The sequence below is a fragment of the Streptomyces sp. NPDC030809 genome, from assembly GCF_055572195.1.
In genome coordinates, this window is the sequence record NZ_JBVIDV010000019.1 from 15674 (window position 1) to 39820 (window position 24147).

24 protein-coding genes are annotated in these 24147 nt (G+C 73.2%); 17 read left to right on the top strand and 7 right to left on the bottom strand.

The annotated features are described in order from the left end of the window. Positions 1 to 147: 147 nt before the first annotated feature. A complete protein-coding gene (locus tag ACZ407_RS24035) occupies positions 148 to 1251 on the top strand; it encodes an SIS domain-containing protein (protein ID WP_468131489.1) in 1104 nt (367 codons plus the stop codon). Here ACZ407_RS24035 and ACZ407_RS24040 read toward each other — a convergent pair. The 3 genes from ACZ407_RS24040 to ACZ407_RS24050 all read right to left on the bottom strand — a co-directional run bounded on the left by ACZ407_RS24040 (position 1173) and on the right by ACZ407_RS24050 (position 3034). Next, complete coding sequence (locus tag ACZ407_RS24040) at positions 1173 to 1904, bottom strand: SIR2 family NAD-dependent protein deacylase (protein ID WP_468131491.1); 732 nt, start codon at positions 1902 to 1904, stop codon at positions 1173 to 1175. The genes ACZ407_RS24035 and ACZ407_RS24040 overlap by 79 nt on opposite strands. Positions 1905 to 2012: 108 nt before the next feature. After that, complete coding sequence (locus tag ACZ407_RS24045) at positions 2013 to 2402, bottom strand: STAS domain-containing protein (protein ID WP_468131493.1); 390 nt, start codon at positions 2400 to 2402, stop codon at positions 2013 to 2015. Positions 2403 to 2500: 98 nt separating this feature from the next. Beyond that, entirely contained in the window at positions 2501 to 3034 is a 534-nt protein-coding gene (locus tag ACZ407_RS24050) for a GNAT family N-acetyltransferase (protein ID WP_468131495.1), read from the bottom strand. Positions 3035 to 3228: 194 nt separating this feature from the next. Between ACZ407_RS24050 and ACZ407_RS24055 the strand changes: the two genes are divergently transcribed. Then, entirely contained in the window at positions 3229 to 3723 is a 495-nt protein-coding gene (locus tag ACZ407_RS24055; RefSeq protein WP_468131497.1) for a VOC family protein, read from the top strand. Positions 3724 to 4109: 386 nt separating this feature from the next. Continuing rightward, a complete protein-coding gene (locus ACZ407_RS24060) occupies positions 4110 to 5042 on the top strand; it encodes a nitroreductase/quinone reductase family protein (protein WP_468131499.1) in 933 nt (310 codons plus the stop codon). A gap of 18 nt (positions 5043 to 5060) precedes the next feature. On the opposite strand, the gene ACZ407_RS24065 is transcribed toward ACZ407_RS24060, so the two are convergent. Then, the gene (locus ACZ407_RS24065) at positions 5061 to 6305 is read right to left on the bottom strand and encodes a saccharopine dehydrogenase family protein (RefSeq protein ID WP_468131501.1); all 1245 of its coding nucleotides are present in this window, start codon (positions 6303 to 6305) and stop codon (positions 5061 to 5063) included. Between the two features lie 142 nt (positions 6306 to 6447). Here ACZ407_RS24065 and ACZ407_RS24070 point away from each other — a divergent pair, with 142 nt between their 5' ends. The 5 genes from ACZ407_RS24070 to ACZ407_RS24090 all read left to right on the top strand — a co-directional run bounded on the left by ACZ407_RS24070 (position 6448) and on the right by ACZ407_RS24090 (position 11924). After that, positions 6448 to 7158, top strand: coding sequence for a TetR/AcrR family transcriptional regulator (locus tag ACZ407_RS24070; protein ID WP_468131503.1), 711 nt, complete (start codon positions 6448 to 6450; stop codon positions 7156 to 7158). 235 nt (positions 7159 to 7393) lie between these two features. Next, on the top strand, positions 7394 to 8767 hold the full coding sequence (locus tag ACZ407_RS24075; RefSeq protein ID WP_468131505.1) for a discoidin domain-containing protein: 1374 nt from the start codon (positions 7394 to 7396) through the stop codon (positions 8765 to 8767). An 11-nt stretch (positions 8768 to 8778) separates the two neighbouring features. Beyond that, a complete protein-coding gene (locus tag ACZ407_RS24080) occupies positions 8779 to 9798 on the top strand; it encodes a TolB-like translocation protein (RefSeq protein ID WP_468131507.1) in 1020 nt (339 codons plus the stop codon). Positions 9799 to 9815: 17 nt separating this feature from the next. Further along, on the top strand, positions 9816 to 11108 hold the full coding sequence (locus ACZ407_RS24085; protein ID WP_468131509.1) for a glycosyl hydrolase family 8: 1293 nt from the start codon (positions 9816 to 9818) through the stop codon (positions 11106 to 11108). Between the two features lie 123 nt (positions 11109 to 11231). Next, positions 11232 to 11924 carry a (2Fe-2S)-binding protein gene (locus ACZ407_RS24090; RefSeq protein ID WP_468131511.1) on the top strand — a complete coding sequence of 231 codons (693 nt, stop codon included), beginning with the start codon at positions 11232 to 11234 and terminating at the stop codon, positions 11922 to 11924. Positions 11925 to 12553: 629 nt separating this feature from the next. Here ACZ407_RS24090 and ACZ407_RS24095 read toward each other — a convergent pair. Then, positions 12554 to 13333 (bottom strand): helix-turn-helix domain-containing protein, encoded by a 780-nt coding sequence (locus ACZ407_RS24095; protein WP_468131513.1) that lies wholly within the window; start codon positions 13331 to 13333, stop codon positions 12554 to 12556. A 207-nt stretch (positions 13334 to 13540) separates the two neighbouring features. On the opposite strand from ACZ407_RS24095, the gene ACZ407_RS24100 reads away from it, so the two are divergent. The 7 genes from ACZ407_RS24100 (at position 13541) to ACZ407_RS24130 (ending at position 19333) form a co-directional block, all read left to right on the top strand. After that, positions 13541 to 13720, top strand: a complete 180-nt coding sequence (locus ACZ407_RS24100; protein ID WP_468131515.1) for a hypothetical protein — start codon at positions 13541 to 13543, stop codon at positions 13718 to 13720. A 636-nt stretch (positions 13721 to 14356) separates the two neighbouring features. Continuing rightward, positions 14357 to 15274 (top strand): NADP-dependent oxidoreductase, encoded by a 918-nt coding sequence (locus ACZ407_RS24105; RefSeq protein WP_468131785.1) that lies wholly within the window; start codon positions 14357 to 14359, stop codon positions 15272 to 15274. A 99-nt stretch (positions 15275 to 15373) separates the two neighbouring features. Next, positions 15374 to 16957, top strand: a complete 1584-nt coding sequence (locus ACZ407_RS24110; RefSeq protein WP_468131517.1) for an LPXTG cell wall anchor domain-containing protein — start codon at positions 15374 to 15376, stop codon at positions 16955 to 16957. 261 nt (positions 16958 to 17218) lie between these two features. Beyond that, on the top strand, positions 17219 to 17611 hold the full coding sequence (locus ACZ407_RS24115) for a roadblock/LC7 domain-containing protein (RefSeq protein ID WP_468131519.1): 393 nt from the start codon (positions 17219 to 17221) through the stop codon (positions 17609 to 17611). Beyond that, the gene (locus ACZ407_RS24120) at positions 17608 to 18381 is read left to right on the top strand and encodes a transcriptional regulator (RefSeq protein ID WP_468131520.1); all 774 of its coding nucleotides are present in this window, start codon (positions 17608 to 17610) and stop codon (positions 18379 to 18381) included. The genes ACZ407_RS24115 and ACZ407_RS24120 overlap by 4 nt, the downstream gene beginning before the upstream one ends. A 115-nt stretch (positions 18382 to 18496) precedes the next feature. Next, positions 18497 to 18904, top strand: a complete 408-nt coding sequence (locus ACZ407_RS24125; protein WP_468131522.1) for a roadblock/LC7 domain-containing protein — start codon at positions 18497 to 18499, stop codon at positions 18902 to 18904. Between the two features lie 54 nt (positions 18905 to 18958). Further along, positions 18959 to 19333: a hypothetical protein gene (locus tag ACZ407_RS24130; RefSeq protein WP_468131524.1), complete on the top strand. Its 375-nt coding sequence runs from the start codon at positions 18959 to 18961 to the stop codon at positions 19331 to 19333. A 48-nt stretch (positions 19334 to 19381) separates the two neighbouring features. Here the strand turns inward: ACZ407_RS24130 and ACZ407_RS24135 are convergent, their stop codons facing one another. After that, complete coding sequence (locus ACZ407_RS24135) at positions 19382 to 20989, bottom strand: sigma-70 family RNA polymerase sigma factor (RefSeq protein ID WP_468131526.1); 1608 nt, start codon at positions 20987 to 20989, stop codon at positions 19382 to 19384. A 236-nt stretch (positions 20990 to 21225) separates the two neighbouring features. Here ACZ407_RS24135 and ACZ407_RS24140 point away from each other — a divergent pair, with 236 nt between their 5' ends. Further along, the gene (locus ACZ407_RS24140; RefSeq protein WP_468131528.1) at positions 21226 to 21465 is read left to right on the top strand and encodes a DUF6158 family protein; all 240 of its coding nucleotides are present in this window, start codon (positions 21226 to 21228) and stop codon (positions 21463 to 21465) included. A 166-nt stretch (positions 21466 to 21631) separates the two neighbouring features. Next, positions 21632 to 22186 (top strand): DUF6434 domain-containing protein, encoded by a 555-nt coding sequence (locus ACZ407_RS24145; RefSeq protein WP_468131530.1) that lies wholly within the window; start codon positions 21632 to 21634, stop codon positions 22184 to 22186. 130 nt (positions 22187 to 22316) lie between these two features. Here ACZ407_RS24145 and ACZ407_RS24150 read toward each other — a convergent pair whose 3' ends face one another. Further along, positions 22317 to 24104: a S8 family peptidase gene (locus ACZ407_RS24150; protein WP_468131532.1), complete on the bottom strand. Its 1788-nt coding sequence runs from the start codon at positions 24102 to 24104 to the stop codon at positions 22317 to 22319. Positions 24105 to 24147 lie beyond the last annotated feature (43 nt).

A 24147-nucleotide genomic window follows, 5' to 3' on the forward strand; every position in this document is an offset into this window, starting at 1 on the left:
CACGGGGACCGGGAACCCCCGGGACCCCGGCCGCCGCCCCTTCCGATCCCATTCGCCTGTCACATGCACCAAGCCGCCTTCGCAGCCCCCTACTGTCCCGCCCCCGCCTGCGCCATGGTCGGATCCGACGACCGAAAGGAATCCCGCATGTCCGGATCCCGCATCACCTTCCTCGAAGCCCAGACCGGCCAGGGCCCCGCCCTGGAGCGCATCGCCACACGGGTGCGCCGCACGCTCGCCGAACCCGGCATGGCACGGCTGCGCACCGCCCGCCGCCCGCTGTTCACCGGCATCGGCGCCTCGTACGCGGCCCTCGCCCTGCCCGTCCAACAGCTCCGCAGGCACGGCGTGTTCGCCCAACGCGTGCTCGCCAGCGAGATCGGGGACGGCACCCGGGGCTTCGACACCGACGCCCTGATCGCCATCTCGCAGGGCGGGCGCAGCTCAGAGACCCTCGCCGCCTTCCGCAGCGCACCCGACGAGACGAAGACCGCCGTCGTCAACGCCGTCGCCTCACCCCTCGGCAGGCTGGCCGACCGGGTGGTGGACCTCGGGAGCGAGCCCGACTCGCAGGCCTCCACCATCGGCTACACCGGAACCCTGGTCGCCCTCGACCTGATCACCGGCGCCCTCACCGGACGCCCCGCGCACGAGGACGGCTGGCAGCACATCGCCGCCCGCTCCGCCGCCGTCCGCCGGCAGGCCGCCGAGGTCGTCGCCGCCCTGCGCGACCGCGCGGCCCTGTGCGTCGCCGCCGACGTGGTCGGGTCCGGGCCCTCGCTGGCCTCCGCAGAGGAGGGCGCCCTCCTGCTGCGCGAGGTGGCCCGCATGGCGGGGACGGCCGCCGCCACCCGCAACTACCTGCACGGGGCGATGGAGTCCGCGGGCAACACCCTGCACGTGGTCTTCGGCGCCGGCCGCGAGATCCCGCTCGCCCGCTCCCTGGCCGCGGCCGGCCACTGCACCCTGCTGGTCGCCACCGCCCGCGTGGAGCCCGCCGAACACCTCTTCACCATCCGGCTGCCGGCATGCGCCGAGGCGCCGCGGGTGGTCCTGGAGACCGTGGTCCTCCAGGAACTCGCGGCGCAGCTGCGCACCGAGCGGGGCATCCCGGTCGAGTCCACGGTCTTCCGGCACACCGACACCAAGGAAGGCACCCCGCAGGAGGCCGCTCAGCCCTCGCTGGCGAGCCGGTCCAGCAGCGCCGGCAGCGCGGTGCCGATCGGCTCCCGGATCACCTCCGCGGCCTGATCGTCGTACGGGGTCGGATCGGCGTTCACGATGATCAGCCGGGCGCCGCCCTCGGCCGCGATGCCCGCCAGCGAGGCGGCGGGCTGCACCTGGAGGGTCGTGCCGACCGCGATGAACACGGTGCAGCCCTTCGCCACGGCCATCGCCTGGCCCAGCACCACCGGGTCCAGGCGCTCGCCGAACATCACCACCGCCGCCTTCAGCACCCCTCCGCAGGCCCGGCACGCCGGATCTTCCTCGCCGGCCGCCACCCGGTCCAGGGCCTCCGCCATCGTCGAGCGCACGTGGCAGCGCGTGCAGGTCACGGCGCGGGCCGTGCCGTGCAGCTCCAGCACCTTGCGCTCCGAGAGCCCGGCGAGCTGGTGCAGCCCGTCCACGTTCTGCGTCAGCACGCGGACGGCCACCCCGGCCCGCTCCAGGCCGGCGACCGCGTGGTGCGCGGCGTTCGGCCGCGCCGCCAGCGCGCCGACCTCGCGGCGCATCCGCCAGGAGGCGCGGCGGACCTCCGGGTCGGCCATGTACGCGTCGTACGTGACCAGCTTCTCCTTGCCGGGGTCACTGCGCCACAGGCCGTTCGGCCCGCGGTAGTCGGGGATGCCCGAGTCGGTGGAGATGCCGGCGCCGCTGAGGATCGCGACCAGTGGTGTGCCCATGGCGCGAGCGTACGCACGGGTTGCGGAGCCGGCGAAGAGGTTTTCCGCGGGCCGGCCGCGGGCCGCGGGCCCTGCCGCAGCCCGGCGGGACGGCGCCGGGCCCGCCCGTCAGAGGTCGGCGGGCCAGTCGTCCGTACGCCACTCCCGGGCCGTGCCGGACGGGTCGCCGTGCCGGGCGAGGGCGGACTCCAGGTCGCGGTGGACCGGGATCGGCGGGTGCGCGGGGTCGGGGACGAGGGCGCCCTCGGCCGGGACCGCGGCCAGCTCCAGGGCCCGGCCGCCCGCGGCGAGCTGCCGGGCCGCCTCGGCCACGGCCGTGCGGCCGCCGTCGGACCAGCCCCGCAGCTCGGTCAGGTCCAGGACGACGGGCCCCGTGCCGCGGGCCAGCGCCCAGCCCACCGCCCCGGTGAACCGGGCGGTGGCATCCGGGCCGAGATATCCGGCCAGCGAGAGGACTCCCAGCCCCTGCTGGGTCGTGTAACGCCACTCGATGGTCATGCGTCGTTCCTCGTTCCTGCGGTGCGGGTGGTGCGGGGTGGTGCGTGCGGTGCGGCCCCTGCGACCGGCGACGCTGCCGGGCGCAGGGGCTCGCAGCACTAGGCCTCGTACTCCGTGAGGTCGATGCCGTGGACCAGGAGCGGGTGGCCGAACTCCGGGTGGACCGTCTCCCGCTCCTGGCGCAGGCCGAGCTTGCGCATCACGTTCAGCGAGGCGCTGTTCTGCGGCCGGCAGATGCTGATCACGTGCTCCAGACCGCGGTCCTGCAGGGCGAACTCCAGAGCGGCGTGCGCGGCCTCGGAGGCGTATCCCTGCCCCCAGAACGGGCGGCCCAGCCGCCAGCCGATCTCGACCTCGTGGCTCATCTCGGGCAGGAAGTGGGGGACCGAGAGCCCGGTGAACCCGGCCAGCTCACCCGAGCCGAGGAGCTCGACGGCGAAGAGGCCGAAGCCCTCGTCGTCCCACTCGTCCTCCCACCGCTCGATCCCGGCGGCGGTCTGCTCCATGTCGCGTACGGAGCCGTCGCCGATCCAGCGCATGACCGCCGGGTCGGCGTGGATCTCGGCCATGGCGGTCAGGTCCTCCTCGCGCCAGCGGCGGAGCAGGAGACGGGGGGTGTAGATCTCGGTCATGGGGCCCATCCTCTCCAATGCATCCCCCCTGCCGGAAATCGCCCCTGAATGCGGAGTCCGCCGTCCGCTATGTGCACGGGAGTGGGCCGTTCGGGTGGGTACCGATGAGTTCCGGAGGGCTGGGCGGTCTATCCCGATAAGACCGCCAATGCCGATAACGGCACCACGGAGAGCCGCAGCACCAGGAGGCAGCCATGACATCCCCCACTTCCGCCGACGGATTCACCACGTGCCTGTGGTTCGACGGACAGGCCGAGGAGGCGGCGCACCATTACGTGTCGATCTTCCCGAATTCCTCCCTCGGCCGCATCGGCCACTACACGGAGGCGGGCCCCGGCCCGGCCGGAACCGTCCTGTTCGTGGAATTCACGATCAACGGCCAGAAGTTCGTCGCGATCAACGGCGGGCCCGAGTTCACCTTCAACGAGGCCGTCTCCTTCCAGATCCACTGCGCCGACCAGGAGGAGGTCGACCACTACTGGGACCGGCTGACCGCGGACGGCGGCCAGGGCGTCGCGTGCGGCTGGGTCAAGGACAAGTACGGGGTGTCCTGGCAGGTGGTGCCGAGCATCCTCCTCGACCTGATCGGCGACGAGGACCGGGAGCGCGCGGCCCGCACCACCGCCGCGATGCTGAAGATGGTCAAGCTCGACATCGCCGAGCTCCAGCGCGCGTACGACGGGGCGTGAGCGCCCCGGGGCGCGGCCATCGCCGTTGACAGCGGCCGCAGTTGACGGTTGTAATGGGAAAGGTGTTGCGTGGCGCCGGCCGAGAGCATTGGGCAGGCCGGATGCCGGGCGGCACCTTTATCCAGGGGGCGATGTCATGAGTTCGAACTCCGCCTAGAGCGTCAGACCCGAGCGCCGTTGCGCGCCGTCCCCTGTGCGTTCCCATTCCTTCGGGCCGTTGCCCGCGCGCGGACTTGCCCGCGCGCAGAACCTCCGCACGCGGTCCTTCGGTCCGTGTTTCCGTTTTCCTTCCGGACAGGGGAAGGCCCCGGCGTACCCGCTCGCCGATTTCGGCAGCCGTTTTCCCTCCCTCATTCCCGCACACCTGTCCGGAGACCGACACACCCATGCCTTCTTCCGATTCCTCCGCCCCTTCCTTCGCCGCGTTCAACCAGAGCGTCATCGACGAGTTCCGCGCCAACGGCGGAAAGGTCGGCGGCCCCTTCGAGGGCGGCGACCTGCTCCTCCTGACCACGCTCGGCGCCCGCTCGGGGGCCGAGCACACCGTCCCCCTCGGCTACGTCCGGGCCGAAGGGGCGCTCTGCGTCATCGGCTCCGCCGGCGGCTCCGACCGGCACCCCGCCTGGTACCACAACCTGCTCGCCCACCCCATGGTCCGCGTCGAGCTCGGCACGGAGGAGTTCGAGGCGGTCGCCGTGCCCGCCGAAGGGGAGCGGCGCACCAGGCTGTTCGCCGCAGCCGTGCGCACCGCCCCCGGGTACGGGGACTACCAGCGCGGCACCGAGCGCATCCTGCCCGTGGTCGTGCTCCAGCGCACCGGCCCGCAGCCCGGCGCGGCCCCGGCGAACATGGCCGAGAAGCTGGTCGAGATCCACACCTGGCTGCGGGCCCAGCTGGCCCGCGTACGGGAGGAGGCCGCGGCCCACTTCGCCGCGCGGGCCGCCCACCGGGGGCCCGACGGCCCGCCCGCACCCGGTCTCGGACTCCAGCTGCGGCAGCACTGCCTGGCGTTCTGCTCCTCGCTGGAGTTCCACCACGCCGGGGAGGACGCCCACGTCTTCCCCGCCCTGGAGGCGAGTCACCCGCACCTGGCCGCGCCGCTCGCCCGGCTGCGGGAGGAGCACCGCACCGTCACCCGCATCAAGGCCGGGCTGCTCGGGCTCCTCGGCGGCATCGCGACCGCCGAGCCCGGGGCCTTCCTCGCGGAACTGGACCGCATGGCCGACGAACTGCACGCCCACCTCGACTACGAGGAGGAGTCCCTCATCCCGGTCCTGGCCGGGATCCCCTTCCCGCCCGCGGGACCGGGCCGGCCGTAGCCCCGGCCGCGGGGCCGGCTACTGCTCGCGCAGGCCCCACGGGGAGCCGAACTCGGTGAGCAGGTCGAGGAAGGGGCGGGGCGGGAGGGCCTCCGGGCCCAGGACACCGGCCCCGCCCCACCGGCCGTCCGCCAGCAGTTCGAGGGCGACCACGGGGTTCACGGCGGTCTGCCAGACCACCGCCTGGGAGCCGTACTCGCCCATCGACCACTCGTTGTCGACCACGTGGTACAGGTACACCTCCCGGGCCCGGCCGTCCTTGGTGCCCTTCACCCAGGTACCGGCGCAGGTCTTGCCGGTCATCCGGTCGCCGAGCGTGGCCGGGTCCGGGAGGGCCGCCGCGACCAGGTCGCGCGGGGAGACCCGGGCCGGGCCCTCCCCGGTGCGCACGGTGACCGGCTCGGTCCGGTCCAGGCCCAGCGCGTGGAGGGTCTTCAGCTTGTCGATGAAGTCCGCGCCGAGGCCGTACTTGAACGTCACCCGCTTCGCGTCCACCCAGCGCGGGACCAGCAGGACCTCCTCGTGCTCCACGTTCACGCACTCCACCGGGCCGATGCCCGCCGGGAAGTCGAAGACCTCCGGCTCGCTGAACGGCTCCGTGGTGAACCAGCCGCGGCCGGACTCGTAGACCACCGGCGGGTTGAGGCACTCCTCGATGGTGGTCCAGATGTTGAAGGAGGGGGCGAACTCGTACCCCTCGACGGTCAGGTTCGCGCCGTCCCGGATGCCCACCTCCTCGATCTCGTCGAAGAGCTCGTCCGCCGCGTAACGGGCGAACACATCGGAGAGCCCGGGCTCCACGCCCATGCCCACGAGGGCCAGCCGGCCCGCCTTCTCCCAGTCCGCGGCCCGCTCGAACTGGGCGTCGCCGAGCTTGACCCCGGTCAGCTCGTACGGGCGCTCCGGGTGCGGGTACGAGAGGGACATCGCCATGTCCACGTAGTGGGCGCCCGCGGCCAGCGCCGCCTGGAACAGCGGCATCACGAAGCGCGGATCGGTGGCGTTGAGCAGGACCTCGTACCCGCCCTCCGCGAGCAGCGCGGTCACGGCGGCCTCGTCGGAGGCGTCGATGCGGCAGGCGTCGAACCGCAACTCGGCGCCGCCGCCCCCGCTCCCGGAGCCGGCGGAAACGGAGGCCACGGCCGCCTCGGCGCGGGACAGGTCGTAGTCGGCGACGGTGAACCGGGTGAAGAACGAGCGGCGGGCGGCGATCCGGGTGATGGCCGTGCCGACGCCACCTGCACCGACGAGGAGGACACGCATGACAGAACCCACTTCCGTGGAGACGGGAAACGGCAGGAGGAGAGACGGGCGAGAGGAGAGGGGGCGCCCTTGGTGGGTGATGAAAGCCGGGGGGCCGCGATAACGTCAATGGTGTTGGCATAAGAGCGGAAGGAGCGTTCCGATGGCGAAGCCCGTGGTTCCCGAGGCCGCCCGGCGGCGGCGCCGGCCCACCCGGAGCGGCACCGTCCTCTCCGAGGAGCTGATCGTCGAGACCGCCCTGCGCATGCTGCGCGAACACGGCAGCGCCGGGCTGAGCGCCCGCCGCCTCGGCGCCGCTCTGGGCGCCGACCCCAGCACCCTCTACCGCTACTTCGCCGGCATGGACGAGCTGACCCGCGCCATCGGCGAGGAGCTGACCGGGCGCGCCCTCGACGGCTGGCGGGCCTGCGGGGACTGGCGGCGCGACCTGCGGGACCTCGGCCTGCGCATCCACCGCGCCTACCTCGCCCACCCCCAGGCCGCGGTGCTCACCGCGAGCCGGGTCACCGGACGCCCCCGGGAGATCGCCGCGGACGAGGCGGTGCTCGGGGTGCTGCGCACGGCCGGGTTCCCCGACCCGGCCGCGGTGCGGATCTACCACGCCTTCATCGACCAGAGCCTGGCCTTCGCCGCGCTCGACGCGGGATCGCTGGCGCTGGCCGCCGAGACCCGCGCGGCGGACGAGGAGCTGTGGGAGACCACGTACGCCCACCTGCCCGCGGAGGCCTACCCGCACATCGCGGCCACGGCGCCGCTGCTGGCCGCGCGGATGAAGGACAGCGCGTACCCGGTGGCGCTGGACATGCTCCTGGACAGCGCGGCGGGGCAGCTCGCGGCGGCGGTGGGCGGATGAGGACGGCTTCCGCCCAAGGACTGGTAGGAAACTTTCCTATTCGCTAGCATCCCCGGCGGTGGCTCGGCGCGGTGCCCGCCCCCGGGCATGACGCGCTCAGCGAGAGCTCTGACCCGGCCGCCGCGACGCTGCACCCTGCCCTGCCCGCCCCACGGCGGGCAGCGGCCGCGCTCGCGTACCAGTTGCCCAGCTCTCTCCCGTCGCTCGTGGTCGTCCAAGGTCAGGAGTCCTCCGGATGCACCTGAACGCTCCCGCTCCCCGTCCCGCACGCAGCCCCGCCGCCGGCACCCGCCCGCCGCGCCGCGTGCCCTCCTCCGTCCTGCTCCCGCTCCTCGTCCTGCTCCTCGTCGCCGGGACGCTGCTCGCCCACTCCGGCCGGGCCGGAGCCGCCGCCGACCCCCTCCTCTCCCGGGGCAAGCCCGCCACCGCCTCCTCCGTCGAAACCTCCGCCTTCGGCCCCGAGAAGGCCTTCGACGGCGACCCCGGCACCCGCTGGGCCAGCACCGAGGGCGTGGACCCCCAGTGGATCCGCGTGGACCTCGGGGCCACCGCCCACATCAGCCGGGTGAAGCTGAGTTGGGAGGCCGCGTACGCCAAGGCCTACCGCGTCGAGATCTCCGCCGACGGCGCCGCCTGGACGGTCCTCGCCCAGGAGTCCGCCGGCAACGGCGGTACGGACGACTGGACCTCCCTCACCGGCACCGGCCGCTACCTGCGCGTCTACGGCACCGCACGCGGCACCTCCTACGGCTACTCGCTCCACGAGGCCGAGGTGTACGGCACCCTGGACGGCGGGACCCCGCCCACCGGCGCCTTCAGCGTGGTCGCCGCAGGCGACATCGCCGCCCAGTGCACCGCCTCCGACAGCGGCTGCGCCCACCCGAAGACGGCCGCCCTCGCCCGGCAGATCAACCCGAAGTTCTACCTGACCATGGGCGACAACCAGTACGACGACGCCCGGCTCTCCGACTACCGCGCCTACTACGACAAGACCTGGGGCGCCTTCAAGGCGGCCACCCACCCCGTGCCCGGCAACCACGAGACCTACGACCCGGCCGGCCCGCTCGCCGGCTACAAGTCCTACTTCGGGGCCCTCGCCTACCCGCAGGGCAAGAGCTACTACAGCTTCGACGAGGGCAACTGGCACTTCATCGCCCTCGACTCCAACTCCTTCGACCAGAGCGCCCAGATCGCCTGGCTGAAGGCCGACCTCGCGGCCAACACCCGCAGCTGCATCGCCGCGTACTGGCACCACCCGCTGTTCTCCTCCGGCGGCCACGGCAACGACCCGGTGAGCAAGCCCGTGTGGAAGATCCTCTACGCCGCCAAGGCCGACCTCGTGCTCAACGGGCACGACCACCACTACGAGCGGTTCGCCCCGCAGAACCCGGACGGCAAGGCCGTCGCCGACGGCATCACCGAGATCGTCGGCGGGATGGGCGGCGCCGAGCCCTACCCGATCGAGAACGTCCAGCCCAACAGCCAGAAGCGCATCAGCGGCCCCTACGGCGTCCTGAAGCTCGACTTCACCGACACCGGATACAGCTGGAGCTACGTCGGCACCGACGGCAAGGCCAAGGACACCAGCCCGGCGTACGGATGCCACTGATGGACCTCCGCATGCGCACGAGGGTGGGCATCCTCCTCACGGCCGCAGCGCTGCTCGCCGGGGTGGCCGTGGGAACCGTGGTCCACGCCGGCAGCCGCGGCGGGGCCGGACCCGGCGGGCGCGGACCCGGGGGCGAACCGGCCGCCGCCGACGCCGCCTTCCGGCTGACCGCACCGGGGCTCTACTTCCGGGACGCGGCCACGGGGAGGGTCGCGTACCGGGGGACGGGGGAGGGGGCCGGAGGCGGCCCTGTCTGCGACCGGTTCTACGCCGCCGGGGGCACCGCCCTCTGCCTGCGCGCCGCGCCGGGCGTGTCCCTGCCCAAGACGTACGCCATCGTGCTCGACCGGCGGATGCGCGAGGTGCGCCGGATCACCGTCCCCGGGATCCCCAACCGGGCCCGGGTGTCCGCCTCCGGGCGCATGCTGTCCTGGACCGTGTTCGCCGCCGGGGACTCGTACTCCGGCGGCGGGTTCTCCACCCGCACCGCCATCCTCGACCTGCGCACCGGGTACCTCGTCACCTCCATCGAACAGATCCCCCTCACCCTCGGCGGCCGCCGCCACCACGCCCCCGACGTGAACTACTGGGGCGTGACCTTCGCCCGCGACGACAACCGCTTCTACGCCACCGTCGCCACCGGGGGCCGCACGCACCTCGTCGAGGGGAACGTACGCGCCTGGTCGGCGAAAGCCCTGCGGCAGAACGCCGAATGCCCCTCCCTGTCGCCCGACAACACCCGGATCGCCTTCAAGAAGAAGGTGTCCGGCAACCCCGCCGCACCCTGGCGGCTGCACCTCCTCGACCTGCGGACCATGCGGGAGACCCCGCTCGCCGAAACCCGGAGCGTCGACGACCAGGCGGCCTGGCTCGACGACCGCACGGTCGCGTACGCGCTGCCCGGCGGCGGGAAGGGCGGCGGACGCGCGACCGACGTCTGGGCGGTCGGGGTGGAGCCCGGCGCCGGCCCGCCCCGGCTCCTCCTGCACGGGGCCTCGTCCCCGGCAGCCCTGCACGGCGGTGAGAATTGAGCGTGGAGGAAAGAAAGTTGACACACCGATCCATGGCCCTGCTCTCCGCGGCCGCCGTGCTCGGGGGCCTCGCCACCTGGGCGGGCCCGGGCGCGACCGCGGAGGTGGCGGCGGCGGGTACGCAGACGCGTGCTCCGGCGGCCGCTGCGCCCGCCGCGGCTCCGGCGCCCGCCGTGCCCTTCGGCAGCCACGCGTTCGGGTACGCACCCGGCACCCTCAGGCCCTCCGGCAGCCGCGCCGCCCACGACCGGGTCGTCCTGGCCCACTACAAGAAGTGGAAGGCGTACTTCGTCCGGCAGAACTGCGGCCACGGCTGGTACCAGATCCAGGCCCCGGACGCCGACCACCCGTACGTGGCCGAGGCCCAGGGCTACGGTCTGGTCATCACGGCCCTGATGGCGGGCGCCGACCCCGAGGCCAAGAAGATCTTCGACGGCATCCTCCGCTACGTGCTGGCCCACCCGTCCGTCCGCAACCCGGCGCTGCACGCGGCCGAACAGGACGAGAACTGCAAGAGCGTCGACGGATCCGACTCCGCGACCGACGGGGACCTCGACATCGCGTACGGACTGCTCCTCGCGCACCGGCAGTGGGGCAGCTCCGGTACCCACGACTACCGCGGCCTGGCGCGCAAGCGGATCAAGGCGGTCAAGGCGAGCGAGGTGCACGGCCGTACCGGCCTGACGAAGCTCGGCGACTGGTCCTCCGGCCGCGACGACCGCATCTCGCGCACCTCGGACTGGATGCCCGGCCACTTCAAGGCCTTCAAGAAGGCCACGGGCGACGCCGGTTGGAACACCGTGCTGGCCTCCACCCAGCGGGCCGTCGCCCGACTCCAGGCCCGCCACGCACCCCGGACCGGTCTGCTGCCCGACTTCGTCGTCGACACGACGACCACGCCCAAGCCGGCTCCCGGCAAGGTGCTGGAGGACCGCCACGACGGCCACTACAACTGGAACGCCTGCCGCGACCCCTGGCGGCTGGGCACCGACGCGGTGGTCAACGGCGACGCCGCGTCCCGCGCCGCGGTACGGAAGATGAACGCCTGGGTGCGCTCCGCCACCGGCGGCAACCCCGCACGCATCAAGGACGGCTACCGGCTGGACGGAAAGGCGTACGGCACCGACAGCGAACCGGCCTTCTACGCCCCGTTCGCCGTGGCCGCGATGACCGACCCGGGCAGCCAGGCGTGGCTGGACGCCCTGTGGAAGAAGATGGCCGCCACAGCGCCGGGCCGCAAGGACTACTTCGCCGCCACCGTCCAGCTCCAGTCGATGCTCGTCGTCACCCGGAACTACTGGACGCCGTGAGGGCTGGGCGGGGTGAGGGGCCTCCACGTTCGGGGGCCGGGGCGCTGAGGCTGGGCCCTTGAGCCCTTGAGCCCTTGAGCCCTGGTGGCGGGGGTGGCCGGGGCCGCCGGGATACTGGTGCGCGTGGAAGAGATCATGCGCACCCTGGCGGCCGTCGGCCCCTTCTTCACCGCCGAGAGCGGTGCGGCCGCAGCCGGCGGTGAGTTCCGGCCGCTCACCGAGCTCTACGGCCCAGGCCTCGCACCGTACGTGGCCGAGGTCGGCCTGCGCATCGGCACCGGCCCGGACCGGGTGGCCGCCTCGACGGCCCAACTGGGGATCGCCTCCCGCCTCTGGTCCTTGGCCCTGGGCGCCGCGGCCCTCTCCGGCCGCGTGCCCGACCTGTCTCCCGACCGCGTCCACTGGCGCCTGCCGCGCGGCGGCTCCCTGCAACTGGCACTGCCCGACCCGCGCCCCCTGCCCGGCCCGCCGGAAGCGGGCCTGGCGGCCCTCGCCGAGGGAAACCTGACCGTACTCGACAAGGCCGTCCGCGCCGGTCACGGCCTCTCCCCGAAGGTGCTGGCCGGCAACTCGGCCTCGGCCCTCGTCGGAGCCCTCCGGGTCCTGACGGGCGCCCTACCCCGGGCCCCCCACGATCCCATCCCCCTGGTGGCGGCCCTCCTGGAATCCGGCCCCCTCTCCGGCACGGGCACCTTCATCCACGAGCCGGACCTCGGCTTCGCCTTCGTCCGCAACAACTGCTGCCTGTACTACCGCGTCCAGCCCGGCGGCTACTGCGGCGACTGCGTACTCCGCCACAGCCGGAACCGCAGCTGAGGGGGGCGGGTGGGGCGGGGTCGGTTGCGGCTGATCCGCCTTTGGTGCGCTCCTTTTCCCCCCTGACCTTGTTGCGGTGGGGCAGTGTCTGCCCACCACCCCCGGGTGTTGCGCGGGGTCTGGCCGTGCGGGGTCCCGTGTGGGGCGGGTTGGGTTTGTGGTGCGGGGTGTGGCCTTGCGGGGTGTGGGTGGGGCGGTGTTGTGGGGGGCTCCGGGGGGTGCCCGCATGTCTGATGGTCCGGCCGTCCCGGCGGCCGGTGTCAAGGGCGCTCCCTTCGGTCGCGTCGCTGCGCGATGGCCCTTCGGGCCACCCTTGACTCCGGCCGCCGTGCCGTCAGTCCCCAGACTTGCGAGCACCCCCCGGAGGGAAAGCCGGTCACGGGGACGGCGACACCCACCAGCGGGATCCGGCAAGCTCGGCAGCGTTGTCGGCGGGGCTCGCCCTCACGGGCGAAACACCCGCCCACGACCGCTACGCGCCCCATGCCGCACGGCGACCGCCGGTCGGCTCGTGGCCGAACATAAGCCGCCACCGATCGCTACGCGCCCAAGGGCGCGGACGGCGGCCGCCGGGCGGTTCTCATCAGAAAGCGGCGCCGAGCGGTGCTTCGGGTACGCGCGGGGGCGGACTACTCGGGCGGGCGGCTGTACCGCTCCAGCGTTGCCTTGCTGGTCGAGCGGTCGACCAGGCGGAGTTCCCACGGTCCGGTGTTCACGTCGAAGTCCTTGCCGAAGCCAACCCACTTCCCGGCCATGCGCCGACCGGTCGGCTCGATCAGGAGCTGTAAGGCGCCGTGGTAGCGGGCGCCGTTGTAGTAGCCGTCCGCGGCCGTCTGTTCCACCCACGAACCCGTGACCACGTTCCGATCCACGGTCAAATCCAACGTGAGTGGGCTGTCCGCGTTGGACGATCCCCCCGGCAGGCTCTGGGCGGTCAGCCGGTTCCCATGCTGCACGACCACTACGTAGTGCTTCCCTTCGTAGGTGTCGTTTCGGCTCGACGAGAAGAACTCGTACCGGCTCAGCCAGACGCCAGAGAAGTTCTCCTCGCTGCTCTGGACGGCGGGCTGAGCGCCTCCGGCGGTGGAAGCGACCCCGTCCGGCGTCCGTGCATCCATGTCATGCCCTCCTTTCCCGTCTGCGTGGACCCTTGCCACCGGTACGGGAAGTACGAACCCCAGCGCTTCCACCGGTCGGCCAGTGACCCGCTCCAATGCTCTTGCGTACACTCCCCGGGGTGTCCTGCTCGTGCCGGACTCCCAGCGCTGTACCAGACGCTTCGATGCCTCGTTGGGCTCTCCCAGCTCCTGCCCTGCCCGCCGCAGGGCCTTGGCGAGATCGTCTTGACTCAAACGCAGGCCGATTCGAACGGCACGCAGCGCATCATTCGGGACCATGGCGGTCGTCATAGCGTCCAAGCTAGACCCAACCAGCATGTAATGACACCGGTTTGACGCCCTTCGGGCGTTATTGGCCCCAGCCGAGTGACGCCCCGGCGACGCCGCAAGCGTCGTCGTTCCGTCCTGCAGTGAGCAGGAACATCGACCCACGAACCAGGAAGCCGGACGAAAGGCGAGTTCATGGCCACGCCTAACGAAGGAGCCCCCGGAGGGGGCATGGGGATGGACGTCTCGCTCGCCTCCCCGGAGGCTCAGCCCAAGCCCGTGGAGGGCTGCGTGATCTGCGAGCGGCAGGCCGTGCAGCGGGCGGCCGCCCACCAGCGCGGTGATCACTCTGACATCTCCGACGCGAACGTGGTGATCCGAAACCATCGGTACCACCGGGCCGTCCGGTGACCCAGCACCCACCTGGCTGCCGCCGTTCGGCATTGGGCGCGTAGCGGTCGCGGGCGGCCTATGCCCGGCCACGAGCCGACCGGCAGCCGCCTTCCGGCCTTGGGCACGTAGCGGTCGTGGGCGGGTCTTTCGCCCGTGAGGGCGGGCCCCGGACATGACCCTGCCTGGCTTCCCGGATCCCGCCCGTGGGCATCGCCGTCCCCGTGACCGGCTTTCCCTCCGGGGGGTGCTCGCAAGTCTGGGGACTGACGGCACGGTGGCCGGTGTCAAGGGTGGCCCGAAGGGCCATCGCGCAGCGACGCGACCGAAGGGAGCGCCCTTGACACCGGCCGCCGGGACGGCCGGACCATCAGACATGCGGGCACACCCCGGAGCCCCCCACAACACCGCCCCACCCCAACCCCGCACGGCCACACCCCGCCCCACGCCGGGGGTGGTGGGCAGACGCTGCCCCGCAGCGACAAGGTCAGGGGGGAGAAGGAGCGCGCCGAGGGCGGATCGACCGCAACCGACCCCGCCCCGCCCCCGCGACACGCCCCCCGCCGCCCCCCTGTGCCGCCGGGTGCTGTGGTTGGCTGGGCGGCCGAAGGGGGGCGTACCGGGACGGAAGGGTGTGTGGTGGGTGTGGGTGAGGACATGAGGGCGATGGCGTACGCGTCGTACGGCGGGGACGAGGTGCTCGAGGAGATGCGGCTGCCGCGGCCCAAGTTCGGGCCGGGGGAGATCCTGGTGCGGGTGCACCGGGCCGCGGTGAACCCGGTGGACTGGAAGATCATGGGCGGGCATCTGGACGCGCTCATGGACGTGGTGTTCCCGGTGGTGCCGGGGTGGGACGTGGCGGGGACCGTGGCGGCGGTGGGGATCGACTGTCCCGAGTTCGCGGTGGGCGACGAGGTGTTCGCGTACGCCCGGAAGGACTACGTGCACGGCGGGACCTTCGCCGAGTACGTGACCGTGCCCGTGCGGGCGCTCGCGCACAAGCCGGCTTCGCTGAGCTGGGAGGAGGCGGCCGGGCTGCCGCTGGCCGGGTTGACCGCGTACCAGCTGCTGACGCGGTTGGGGACGGGACCGGAGGACGTGGTGCTCGTGCACGGAGCGGCGGGCGGGGTCGGGTCGCTGGGGGTGCAGATCGCGCGGGCGCTCGGGGCGCGGGTGATCGGGACCGCCTCGCCGCGCAATCACGAGCGGCTGCGGGAGCTCGGGGCCGAACCCGTGCAGTACGGCGAGGGGCTGACGGACCGGGTGCGGGAGATCGCGCCCGACGGGGTCAGCGTGGTGGCCGACTTCGTGGGCGGGGTGCTCGACGTGACGCTGGACGTGCTGCGCGAGGGCGGCCGGCACGCGTCGATCGCCGATGCCTCGGTGCTCGGTGCCGGCGGGCAGTGGATGTGGGTGCGGCCGGTCGGCAGCGATCTGGAGGAGCTGGCCCGGCTCGCGGGGGAGGGGAAGCTGACGGTCCCGGTGGCCCGCAGCTACCCGCTGGCCTCGCTGGCGGACGCCTTCGCGTTCAGCCGGACGGGGCGGGCCGCCGGGAAGATCATCATCGACGTTTGAGAGGATCGCCTCCCGCGTACAACCCTGAGCGCATCCCGGGTGTCTTGTGTCGTGGATACATGGGAACGAGGGCCGACCGGCCGGAGAAGGGGACGCCAGGTGAGCGTGAGCCGACGCGTGCGAGGAGGCGCGGCCGTGCTGGCCGCCGCGCTGCTGGGGCTGGGCGGCACGGCCCCGGCGCAGGCGGCGGAGAAGCCCGAACTCGCGCAGTACGCCCCGGACGACTTCTACTTCGCGGCCCCCGACGGCGGCCCGGACAGCGGGAACGAGTTCCGGGCCGTGCTGTACTCCAAGGGCCGCACGGCGAGCGGGGAGGAGATCAACGCCGAGGACGTCGTCGCCGTGTTCGACGCCTCCGAGCTCAAGGGCAAGGTCACCCTGTCCGGGCTCGGCTACGGCTGCACGCGCGCCGACTACGTGGTGACCTGTGTGCGGGGGGACTTCTACCAGCGCACCGAGGTGGAGCCGTTCAAGATAACGAGCGTGCGGGGGGTCCCGGTCGGTGAGGCGGGCACGGTCAAGGCCCGGTTCACGAGCTCGAACGCGGGCAGCTTCACGCACGACACCCGCCTGTTCATCGGCAAGCCGACGGCCGCGCTGGGCGCCCACCCGGAGTACCGCATCCCGGTCTCGCAGCGCCGTGCGGCTCCGCCGCTGATCCCGGCCTTCGGGAACAGGGGGCAGGTGGCCGCACCCCGCGGGGTGCTGCTGTACGTACGCGCGGCGGAGGCCGTCTTCACGGGTGCGCGGTACTCCAACTGCTACTACCCGGAGCGGGAGACGACGTACTTCTACTGCTCGTTCCCCTCGCCGGGCGGGCTGAAGCCGGGGACCGCGTTCCGTACGGACAAGGCATTCACCGCCCGGACCCTGCACGACCAGATGAAGGGCGGCTACGAGTACCGCATCGAGAACCTCGGTGCGGTGCCGGAGTACGACCGGGGCTACAAGAAGCTCGTGCGGGGCACGGGGGCCCCGCTGGGGCTCCAGCCGGTGGCCCTCGACACCCTGAGCGGGGAGGGCTCGTACTCCTTCCGGTCCGAGGACTACGACCAGGGCGCGGACTGGACCGTGCAGGGCATCACGGTGCGCGGCCGGGTCGGCGAGACCGTCGAGACCGAGGTGCCCAACCCGACCGTGGTCCCCGAGGGCCCGCGCCCGGCGTACGTCCGCGTCGACCTGCCCGAGGGCACCGAGCTGGAGCTGCCGGGCCCGGGCGCGGAGCGCCCCGGTGTCCGGTACTGCGGGTTCAACGAGTTCCAGCAGGTCTCCTGCCCGGCCGACGGCAAGGCCGTGCTGCGGCTGCGCATCCTGAAGAAGGTGGACGGTGCGCGCGGGGAGCTCGTCCTCGAGGGCGCGCCGGCGAACGGCGAGGTGAACCCGGCCGACAACAAGGCTCCGGTCTACCTGGCGGTCGCGGCCGGTCCCTCGCCGTCGGCGACCCCGTCCGGCACCCCCTCGGGCACCCCGTCGGCCACTCCGAGCGGCTCGGCCACCCCGACGGCCTCGCCCTCCGCGACGTACGGCACCACCGCGGGTACGGGCGGCAACCTGCCGAACACCGGCGCCGGCGCCGCGTGGCCCGCGGCCGCGGGTGCGGCGGGTGCGGTGGTCCTCGGCATCGGGGCCCTGTACGCGGCGCGCCGCCGCCGTGCCGCCGCGGCCCGGGACGGGCAGGGCTGATTTCCGGCCGGTACGGATCCGGCGCGCTGCCGGGTCCGTACCGTATCGGTCCCTGATCTGCACGGGACGGTCCCGACCGGTCACCAGGTGGTCACCACCGATGGCCGGAAGATCTTCTTCCGGCCGCGGGGCGCTGTTTTTCGGCATGTTCCGATGGAATGTGCCCGAACACGCTTACTCCCCACGGATGTTGAGTAGCGTTCTGTGTCGCCGCCGTCACGCGACCGCGTACTTGCACGGCCGGCAGGGAGGGGAGCCTGCGTGCCCGGGATCGATGAATGCCTGTCCGAGGCCATGGCGCTGCCCGGCGCCCGCGGGGCCGCACTGGTGGACTGGAGCAGCGGTCTCGCACTGGGCACGGCCGGGGAGTCCCCCGTCGGGGACCACGAGACCACGGCGGCCGAGACCGCGGAACTGGCCCGCGCCGCCGCCGAGTACGAGTCCTTCGCCCCCGGCCCGGGACCGGCTGCGGAGGGCCCGCCCCTCGAAGACGTCATCGTCACCACCCGCACCGGCTACCACGTCCTCCGCTTCGTCGAGACCAGCTTCGACAGCAGCGTCTTCCTGCACCTCTGGCTCGACCGCTCCGCGGGAAACCTGGCCCTGGCCCGCATCAGGCTGCGCGACCTCGCCGGGGAGCTGGTCCTGGGATGAACGCGCACGCGGCGGCCGCCGTCTCCCCGATGCTGCTCAGACTCGCGGAGGAACGGGCCACCGGCGCCCTGCTGCGCGACCACGGCACCCTCTTCCTGGAGGACGGCCGGGTCGTGCACGCGGAGAGCCCGGCCACCCCCGGCCTCGACGTGCTGCTCACCGCCGGCGGCAGGCTCCCGCGCTCCGGCTGGCAGGAGGCCGTGGACCGGGCCGGCGCCCGCAGACAGGTGGGCCGCTTCCTCGTCGAGAGCGGTCGGGTCGGCGGGGGCGAGCTGGAGATCTGCCATCTGGGCGCGGTCTTCGACGCCGCCTTCTTCGCCCTCGCGCCGGCCGCCGGGCCCACCCGCTTCCGGCGCGGCGCCACCCACTGGATAGGCTCCCTGCGCTCCGTATCCGCCGCGGCCGTGGAGCGCGAGACCATACGCAGGCGGGAACTCCTCGACACGGTCTGGCCCTACCCGGCCGTCGACTCCGCCCCCGTGGTGCCCCGCCCGGCGGCACCCGGCCAGATGGTCACCCCCCGCCAGCGCGCCCTGCTGCGCAAGGCCGACGGGGTGCGGACCCCGGCCGCACTGGCCTGGGAGCTGGGCCGTTCCGCGTTCCACACCCTGCTGGAAGTACGCCGCCTGGCCGCGACCGGACTGGTCGAGACCCCGCGCGACCCCAGCCCGCCACCACCGACCCCCCTGCCCGGCTGGGTAACCGACGTCACCTCCCCGGACATCGCCCTGCTCCGTCGGCTCCGTGACGCCTTGGAGGCAACCCTGTGATCATGCCCCGCCCCTGTTCCGCCGGCCACGGTCCGTGTACGCCGTCATGAGGCTCCCGATGCGCCAGCGCACGGGGAGGACGGCGAACCGGAGCCACAACGAAAGGAGACAGCTGATGACGGCAGAGCCTGAAGTGCTCGGTGAGCTCCGCCGCTTAAGAGCCCGGCTGCCCCAGCTGACCGGCGCGCTCGCCGCCAGCGTGGACGGCCTGGTGCTCGCGCGCGAGACCTCGGCGGGAGAGGCCGAGAGCGTCGCAGCGCTCACCGCATCCGCACTGGGCGTGGCCCAGCGCCTGACCGACCTCACCGGACAGGGCGGCTTCCGCGAGCTGCTCGTCCGCGGCGAGGAGGGTTACGTGGCCACCTACGCGGCGGGCCGGTCCGCCGTGCTCACCCTGCTGGCCGAACCCCGCATCAACGTGGGCCGCCTGCACCTGGAGGCCCGCCGCTCCAGCCTCCGCATCGGCGAACTCGTCGACGGGGCGCTGGCCCGCCGTGAAGGGCCGGGCATCCGCACCACGTAGCCCTCACACGCACCACCTGATCACGACGCGAGACCAGAAAAGGACGTACCCCTCATGGCGAACACCGAAGCCGCTCTCAAAGAAGCGATGACCGCGATCGACGGCGCCATCGGCGCGGCGCTCGTCGACTACACCAGCGGCATGGCCCTCGGCACGATCGGCGGCGGCAAGGACCTCGACCTGAACATCGCCGCGGCCGGCAACACCGACGTGGTCCGCGCCAAGGTGCGCACCATGGAGATGCTCAAGCTCAACGACGAGATCGAGGACATCCTCATCACCCTCGGCAGCCAGTACCACCTGATCCGGCTGCTCAAGTCGCGGGGAACGAACGGCCTGTTCCTGTACCTCGCGCTGGACAAGACCCGCGCCAACCTCGCGATGGCCCGCCACCAGCTGCGCTCCATCGAAGCCGAGCTGGAGATCTGAGCCGGGCCGCCGGGCGGGGCCGGGCGGCCCGGCCCGGCGGGGCGCCGGTCACCGCGCGCCGAAGACCTGCGTCCACCAGGGGCCGCCCGAGCCGGTGTGGATGCCGACGCCGATTTCCTTGAACGAGCAGTTCAGGATGTTCGCCCGGTGCCCCGAGCTGTTCATCCAGGAGTCCATCACCTGCGAGGCGGTCTGCTGGCCCATGGCGATGTTCTCGCCGTACGTCGACCAGCGGTAGCCGGCCGCGGTGATGCGCTCGCCGGGGCCGTCCCCGTCGGGGTTGGTGTGGTCGAAGAAGTCCCGCGCCGCCATGTCGTCCGAGTGGCCCCGGGCCGCGGACGCGAGCTTGGAGTTGGAGGTGAGCGGGCCGCAGCCGGCCGCCGCCCGCTCCTTGTTGACCAGTGAGACGACCTGTCCGGCCGTGCCGGAGGCGCCGCCGCTGCCGCCGGCCCGGGTGGCCGAGGGACGCGGCTTCGCCGTGGTCCTCGCGGGCTTCGGGGTGGGGGTCGGCTTCCGCGTGGTGGCCGACGGGCTGGGCGTGGGCTTCGCACTGGCCGACGGCGAGGCGGAAGGCGTGGCCGAGGCGGACGGGCTCGCCGAGGGCGACGGGTCCGCGGACCGGGTCAGCGCCGCCGCCGGGTCGGCCGGGGCCGCCAGCGGGCGGGTCTGCTCCGCGCCGTCCCCGCCGCCGAAGACGAGGAATGCGCCGCCGGAGACGGCGACCACGGCCACCGCGCCCGCCGCCACGGCCCGGCGCCGGCCGCGCCGCCGCTGCATCCGGCGCCGGGCCCCGCGGGCGCCGCTGCCCCGGGCGCCGGCCGCGGCGGTTGCGTGTCCGACGGAGGCCATCCCGGCCGCGGCCGACTCCTGGGTGGCGGCCAGCAGGCCCGCGGTGGGCGCGACCAGCGCCAGTCCGGCCAGCAGCCCCTCGGCCGGGAACAGGCCGCTCCACAGGCCGGAGCAGCGCACGCAGTCCCGGGCGTGCCGGGCGATCCGCTTGCGCCACAGGGCGCTCGGCACCCCGTCCCAGGTGGCGAGGCCGGTGGCGAGCGCCTGGCACGGCGGCTGGGCCTGCACCGCGCGCACCACGACCCGCGCCGACTCCAGCTGCGCCTTCATCCGCTGCACCCGTACGGCGGTGTGCTGCGGGGAGAGCTCCAGCGCCTCGGCCACCTCGGCGCGGGTCAGCTCCCCGGCGCACTCCAGCCACCACAGGGACAGCAGGGCCTGGTCCTCGGGCTCCAGCCAGCGGGTTGCCTCGGCGGTCTCCAGCCGCTGGCCGGAGAGGTTCAGCCGGACCACGGTGAGGTCCACGAAGTCCGCGCCCGGGTCGGCGATGTCCGCCGCGGTCTCCAGCCCGGCCCCGCCGGTGGCGGCCTGCCGGGCCTGGCGGTCCTGCCAGTGGGCCCGTACCCGGTTCATGGCGATGGCCACCAGCCAGGACCGGAAGCTCTCGGGCGTGCGCAGGCCGCCCAGCCCGTCCAGGGCCCGCAGCATGGTGTCCTGCACCACGTCGTCGGTGTCGGCGTGGCCGTTCAGCGCACGCCCGACGACGTTGTAGACGAGCGGCAGGTAGCAGGCGACCAGCTCGTCCTGTGCCCGCATGTCGCCGCCCTGCGCGGCCACGACCAGTGCCGTTCCCTGCTGTATGCCCATGTTCCGATCAACCCTGCCTGTCCCGGACGACGATGTTGCCCAACACCTGGGAGACCTCGCGGGGCCCGCCCGATAACGGAAATCCGCCGAAGTTTTTTCCGGAGGCGGATGCCGAGCGTCCGCTCTGGTTTTCGCACACGTTAGCGGGCGTTCGCGCGGGCCCGGATGGCCGGGCCGGAACCGGGGGCCCAGACTTGTGGGTGAAGGGCAGGACGGTTTCCGGGAGGAGCGCACAGATGCCCGACCACCACGAAGGCGTACCGCCGGGAGAGCTGGCCGAGGACCGGTTGCTGAAGGAGCTGGAGGCCATCCACCGCACCCGGCACGAAACCCTGCTGCACGGCTCGGACGAGGCCCTGGAGACGCACAGCCGCCGAATGGCCGCGCTGGAGGAGGAGTACCTGCGCAGGCACCCCGACCGGGCGCAGTCCCCGAGCCGGACCCGCGCGGGGGCCCGGGCCCGTACGAGCGACTGAAGACAGGCGTACGGGAGGCCGCGGGCCGGGCGAGTGCGGTGGCGCCCCGGGGCGCACCCCTGCTGCTCGCGGGCGCCGGGCGGGCCGGGCCGCCCCGTTAGGATCACCGGATGAGATCTTCCGGCATGTACATGGTCCGAACCCGAGCCGAGAGCGGCGCAGCCTGATGCCCGGCGCCGGACCGGACCGTCCCGCACTGACGGCCGACCTGACCGGGACCGAGCTGCTGCGCTGGTACTGGACCCTCGCGGAACTGACCGGGCTGGCCCGGCTGCTGGGCGTGCCCGCCGGCGGCGGCAAGGCCGCCCTCACGGAGCGCCTCGCCGCCGCGCTCGACGGCCGGCCGCTGCCCCCGCGGAACGCCGCGCCCCGCCGGCCCGCCGCCCGGCAGCTGACCGCGCCGGTCGACGGCAGCAGCGTCATCCCCGAGGGGCAGCGGTGCAGCCAGGTGCTGCGGGCCTGGTTCCGGGAGGAACTCGGCCCCGCCTTCCACTTCGACGCCTTCATGCGCGCGTACATCGCCGAGAACGCGGGCCGCACCCTGGCCGACGCGGCCCGGCACTGGCGGGAGACCCGGCAGGAGGCGGCCCGCCCGCAGGAGATCGGCGGGCAGTTCGAGCTCAACCGCTTCCTGCGCGACTGGCACGAGGCGCATCCGGACGGCGGCCGCCAGGAGGCCTTGGCGGCCTGGCAGGCGCACCGCGCGCAGCCCCGCTTCTAGGGCACCCCGCCCCGGCTTGCGGAGTTCCTGCCCCGGAAGGCACACCGCCCCCGGAGGCCTGCCGTACGGCGGGGCTCCGGGGGCGGTGCTGTGGGGGGTTACCGGTGGTGGCCGGTGGCGGAACCGGACCTCAGAAGGTCAGGTTCCAGGCGTCGATCCTGCCGACGTCCTGGGAGGCGATGTCCTGGACCCGCAGCTTCCACGTGCCGTTGGCGGCTTCCGAGGAGGCGTTCACGGTGTAGGTCTTGATGACGTTGTCCGTGCTGTCGCTGTTGGCGAAGTCCTCCAGCAGGTACACCGAGCCGTCCGGCGCGACCAGCGAGATGACCAGGTCGCCGCGGTAGGTGTGCTTGACGTCCACGCCCACCTTGAGGGTGGCCGGGGCGTTGCCCGTGACACCGGTGACCGTCAGCGGGCTCTCCACCGTGGCGTTGTCCGAGATGGCCACGTCGGCGGTGTTCTCGAAGTACTTGCCGGGCGGCGGGGTGCTGCCGACCGCCTTCAGCGCGTCGGTCTGGCCCTCGCCGAAGAAGGCGTTCTTCGCGGTGGTGCCGGTGCAGCGGCTGTCGGACGGGCAGGCGGTGTCGTTCGCCTGGACGCCCAGGGCCGTGCGGATGTCCGCCGGGGTGTACGACGGGTTGGTGCTGGCGATCAGCGCGGCGACGCCCGTGACGTGCGGGGAGGCCATCGAGGTGCCGTTCATGTTGCCGTACTTGCCGCCCGGCAGGGTGGAGTAGACGCCCGAGGCGCCGTCGCCGCCGGGGGCCGCAATGTCGATGACCCCGTTGCCGAAGTTCGAGTACGAGGCCTTGACGTTGCCCTGGCCCATGGCCGCGACGGTCACGACGCCCGGCAGCTCGGTCGGGATGTCCATGCAGGCGTTGGTGATGGTGCGGGTGACCGGGGTGGAGTCGTTGGGGGACTCGCTGTCGGTCGTCTTGTTCGCCAGGTCGTAGTTGCTGTTGCCGGCGGCCGCGACCTGCAGCGAGCCCTTGCCCTCGGCGTACGCCTGGGCGCGGCGGACGCCCTCGATGATGGCGGCCTGGTCCACGTTGTCCGGGCAGTTGAACTGCCACGGGTCGGTGTAGTAGCTGTTGTTGGTCACCTTGAAGCCGTGGTCGCCGGCCCACATGAACCCGCAGACGGTGTTCTCGGCAAAGAACAGGCTGCTGCCCGGCTCGGCGATGCGGACCGAGGAGATCTTCACGCCCGGGGCGACACCGATGACCCCCTTGCCGTTCTTGGCGGCGGCGACGGTTCCGGCCACGTGGGTGCCGTGGGTGCCGACGTCCCGCCACGCACCGGCGCGGGTGTCCGCCTTGCCGTAGGCGCAGGAGGCCGAGTCGGCGGCGTTGAAGTTCGGGGCGATGTCCTGGTGCTGGTCGTCGACGCCCGTGTCCAGGATGCCCACCTTGACCGAGGAGGAGCCGGTGGTCACGGCCCAGGCCTGGTCGGCCTTGATCTGGGTCATGTCCCAGCGGTTCGACTCGGTGAGGGTGGTCGCCGCCTGGGTCGGGTTCGCCGGGAGCGCCGGGTTGTAGGCGTCGGCGGGCACGTCGGAGGTACGGGTCGCGCCGACCTGCTGCACCCCGCTCACGCCGCGCATGGTCGCCGCGAAGCCCGCCGAGGCGGAGTGGGCGACGATGACGCCGATCGCGTCGTAGTTCGCGAAGACCGTGCCGCCGTTGTTCGCAATGGCCGTGCGGACCGCGGTGCTGTCACCGGGGGCCGTGATGACCAGGTACGCGCGGGTGCCGGCCACCCAGCCGGCGGTCTTCGCCGCGGCGGAGGCGGTCGCGGCCGCGGGGGCCTTGGCCGTGCGGGCCTTCGACGCCGCCGGGGCGCCGGGCGGGTTGGTGTCCGCGAAGGCGGTGCTGCTCGCGAGGGCCAGGGCGGCGCTCAGCGCGGTGGCCGCCACGACGGGGGTTCGAAGCCGACTGAATATGTGGGGTATCAATGCG

Coding starts and splice junctions, on each gene's coding strand:
- ACZ407_RS24035 (WP_468131489.1), top strand. CDS start 148: ATGTCCGGATCCCGCATCACCTTCCTCGAAGCCCAGACCGGCCAGGGC.
- ACZ407_RS24040 (WP_468131491.1), bottom strand. CDS start 1,904: ATGGGCACACCACTGGTCGCGATCCTCAGCGGCGCCGGCATCTCCACC.
- ACZ407_RS24045 (WP_468131493.1), bottom strand. CDS start 2,402: ATGACCATCGAGTGGCGTTACACGACCCAGCAGGGGCTGGGAGTCCTC.
- ACZ407_RS24050 (WP_468131495.1), bottom strand. CDS start 3,034: ATGACCGAGATCTACACCCCCCGTCTCCTGCTCCGCCGCTGGCGCGAG.
- ACZ407_RS24055 (WP_468131497.1), top strand. CDS start 3,229: ATGACATCCCCCACTTCCGCCGACGGATTCACCACGTGCCTGTGGTTC.
- ACZ407_RS24060 (WP_468131499.1), top strand. CDS start 4,110: ATGCCTTCTTCCGATTCCTCCGCCCCTTCCTTCGCCGCGTTCAACCAG.
- ACZ407_RS24065 (WP_468131501.1), bottom strand. CDS start 6,305: ATGCGTGTCCTCCTCGTCGGTGCAGGTGGCGTCGGCACGGCCATCACC.
- ACZ407_RS24070 (WP_468131503.1), top strand. CDS start 6,448: ATGGCGAAGCCCGTGGTTCCCGAGGCCGCCCGGCGGCGGCGCCGGCCC.
- ACZ407_RS24075 (WP_468131505.1), top strand. CDS start 7,394: ATGCACCTGAACGCTCCCGCTCCCCGTCCCGCACGCAGCCCCGCCGCC.
- ACZ407_RS24080 (WP_468131507.1), top strand. CDS start 8,779: ATGCGCACGAGGGTGGGCATCCTCCTCACGGCCGCAGCGCTGCTCGCC.
- ACZ407_RS24095 (WP_468131513.1), bottom strand. CDS start 13,333: ATGACGACCGCCATGGTCCCGAATGATGCGCTGCGTGCCGTTCGAATC.
- ACZ407_RS24100 (WP_468131515.1), top strand. CDS start 13,541: ATGGGGATGGACGTCTCGCTCGCCTCCCCGGAGGCTCAGCCCAAGCCC.
- ACZ407_RS24105 (WP_468131785.1), top strand. CDS start 14,357: ATGAGGGCGATGGCGTACGCGTCGTACGGCGGGGACGAGGTGCTCGAG.
- ACZ407_RS24120 (WP_468131520.1), top strand. CDS start 17,608: ATGAACGCGCACGCGGCGGCCGCCGTCTCCCCGATGCTGCTCAGACTC.
- ACZ407_RS24125 (WP_468131522.1), top strand. CDS start 18,497: ATGACGGCAGAGCCTGAAGTGCTCGGTGAGCTCCGCCGCTTAAGAGCC.
- ACZ407_RS24130 (WP_468131524.1), top strand. CDS start 18,959: ATGGCGAACACCGAAGCCGCTCTCAAAGAAGCGATGACCGCGATCGAC.
- ACZ407_RS24135 (WP_468131526.1), bottom strand. CDS start 20,989: ATGGGCATACAGCAGGGAACGGCACTGGTCGTGGCCGCGCAGGGCGGC.
- ACZ407_RS24140 (WP_468131528.1), top strand. CDS start 21,226: ATGCCCGACCACCACGAAGGCGTACCGCCGGGAGAGCTGGCCGAGGAC.
- ACZ407_RS24145 (WP_468131530.1), top strand. CDS start 21,632: ATGCCCGGCGCCGGACCGGACCGTCCCGCACTGACGGCCGACCTGACC.